Annotated in this window: 1 protein-coding gene; it reads right to left on the bottom strand. The window is 31.7% G+C overall.

Going from position 1 to position 2,731, the window contains the following annotated elements; genetic code table 11:
* Positions 1-90: 90 nt before the first annotated feature.
* Entirely contained in the window at positions 91-1,833 is a 1,743-nt protein-coding gene (locus CCPUN_RS04065) for an ankyrin repeat domain-containing protein (protein WP_204594659.1), read from the bottom strand.
* Between the last annotated feature and the right edge of the window lie 898 nt (positions 1,834-2,731).

Here is a 2,731-nt window from a genome sequence, read left to right on the forward strand (position 1 = left end):
AGTTGCGTAGTAACTTTCATCGTTGAGTACAATAATTTGAAGTTAGTAACTATAACTACAAAAATATCAATTATTCACTAAAAATATCAATTATTCACTACTTTGCGAAAGTCCTGTACCTGCTTTAAGTGAATATTCTAGATTTGAATCTTTATCAATATTTTGTAAGATTTCAACTATTTCGTTATAACCACTCTCTAATGCAATATCAAGTGGTGTTTCCCCGTATTTATTTGGTATATTTAGATCTACCTTCGCATTTATTAAGGCTTCAACTATTTCTTTATGACCGCTATTTGCTGCATAATAAAGAGGTGTCTTCCCCTTTTTATTTGGTATATTTAGATTTGCCTTCGCATTTATTAAGGCCACAACTATTTCTTTTTGATCTTCCTCTGCTGCAATATGAAGTGGTGTTTCCCAGTATTTATTTTCTATATTTAGATCTGCCTCAGCATCTATTAAGGCCTTAGCTATTTCTTTTTGACCTTCCTTTGCTGCAATATGAAGTGGTGTTTCCCCGTATTTATCTTTTCTATTTAGATCTGCCCCAGCATTTATTAAGGCCACAACTATTTCTTTTTGACCTTCCTTTGCTGCAATATGAAGTGGTGTCTCCCCGTCTTTATCTTTTCTATTTAGATCTACCTTCGCATTTATTAAGGCTTCAACTATTTCTTTATGACCGCTATCTGCTGCATAATAAAGTGGTGTATGCCCGTTGTCATTTTGTATATTTAGATCTACCTTCGCATCTATTAACATTTTAGCTATTTCTTTATGACCCCTATTTGCTGCATAATGAAGTGGTGTCTCCCCGTCTTTATCTTTTCTATTTAGATCTGCTTTCGCATCTATTAACATTTTAGCTATTTCTTTATGACCCCTATTTGCTGCATAATGAAGTGGTGTATCACTGTTGTGATTTTGTATCTTTAGATCTGCTTTCGCATCTATTAACATTTTAGCTATTTCTTTATGACCCCTATTTGCTGCATAATAAAGTGGTGTATGCCCGTCTTTATCTTGTATATTTAGATCTACCTTCGCATCTATTAACATTTTAGCTATTTCTTTATGACCCCTATTTGCTGCAAAATGAAGTGGTGTCTCCCCGCATTTATGTTGTATATTTAGATTAGCCCCAGCCTTTATTAAGGCCTCAACTATTCCTTGATGACCACACTCTGCTGCAATATGAAGTGGTGTATGCCCATATTGACCTTTTCTATTTAGATCAGCCCCAGCCTTTATTAAGGCCACAACTATTTCTTTTTGACCTTCCTTTGCTGCAATATGAAGTGGTGTATGCCTACCGCAATCTTTTATTAAGATCGCAAGATAAAATGGTGTACGCACATCTTTATTTTGTATATTTAGATCAGCCTTAGCCTTTATTAAGGCCTCAACTATTTCTTGATGACCATTAGCTGCTGCCTTATGAAGTGGTGTTTCCCCTTTTTTATCTTTTATATTTAGATATGCCTTAGCTTTTATTAAGGCATCAACTATTCCTTGATGACCACACTCTGCTGCCTTATGAAGTAGCATTTTACGATCTTTATTTGGTTCATTTAGATGTGCCTTAGCTTTTATTAATAGATCAAACATTGGCATAAAATCCATTGTATTAGGTTCAGATAATACACGTTCTAATACTGTATATAAAGCGGTATTACCTTCGTCATTTTTTTTGTTTACATTAACGTTTCTATCTGATAATAACTGCTGAACTTCATTTATATCATTCTTTAATACTGCCTCATGAAAAAGCCTCTGCCTATCACTGTTTCCTATATCAAGAAGCCTGTTAATTTCAGGCATATGACACATATCTGGTTGCTGATTTTTAGCGTTATGATTATTACTTATCTTACTACAAGAGGTTGTAAATAATACAGATATTCCGTATATTGTTTTTATGGAATTCGACCGTATGTATGGAAATTTAATATAGTTACACATATTGTTTTATTTATATTGATATTTTATTTAAACCTTTTGTTTTATGTTACCTATCGTGATGGAATAGCATTCTATTATTAAAGCATTGATTCCAGCACAATATCCGTAGCAATTAATTAACTAAAATTAGAGCAGTCAAGTAGGCCATTAAGGCTGTTTTTGTTAAATCAAAATTTGTTCCAAGAGGAGTTTTTATACATTCTGACAATGCCAATAATTATCACTTCTATAGGATATTTTTTATTTTAATTTAATGTACAAGCCGATTGGTTGCCTATCAAGACTCTTTTTATAATTTAAGATAATTGAATTCCTTATTTGTTCGATATGTCTTAATGAACTACGTAGGCACTAATAAAAAAGAAAGACTACATAGAAGCACTTAAACAACCGAGATGTTGTTACATCTCTACAAAGACAAATAAAGTTATTCTCTTTGCTACGCTACAAATATACAAAATAATTTTAGATTAATAGCAAGTGGCTATACAAATTATGGTGGTGGTACAAATATATGATACTAAATTACTCAAACTAGATTTTATATTTTTGTTTTGATAATGAATATTTTATTGATTTTTTTGCATAAATAATTCTATTTTTTGTCTTTGTTAAAGCCATTATTTACTATATCTATGTTAGTGAGGTATTCAGAATAGCTTTCTGTAATGTGTTTGCTTAAAAAAAATTAACCACTTCTTATTAAACGACATAAAATACACTCAAGATCAAATACTTATTCCATCATATATTTGTACCACCACCG

The organism is Cardinium endosymbiont of Culicoides punctatus (genome assembly GCF_004354815.1).
Taxonomy (GTDB): Bacteria; Bacteroidota; Bacteroidia; order Cytophagales; family Amoebophilaceae; genus Cardinium.

Excerpts from the sequence above, each read along its gene's own strand:
- CCPUN_RS04065 (WP_204594659.1), bottom strand. The coding sequence starts at position 1,833 with ATGTGTCATATGCCTGAAATTAACAGGCTTCTTGATATAGGAAACAGT.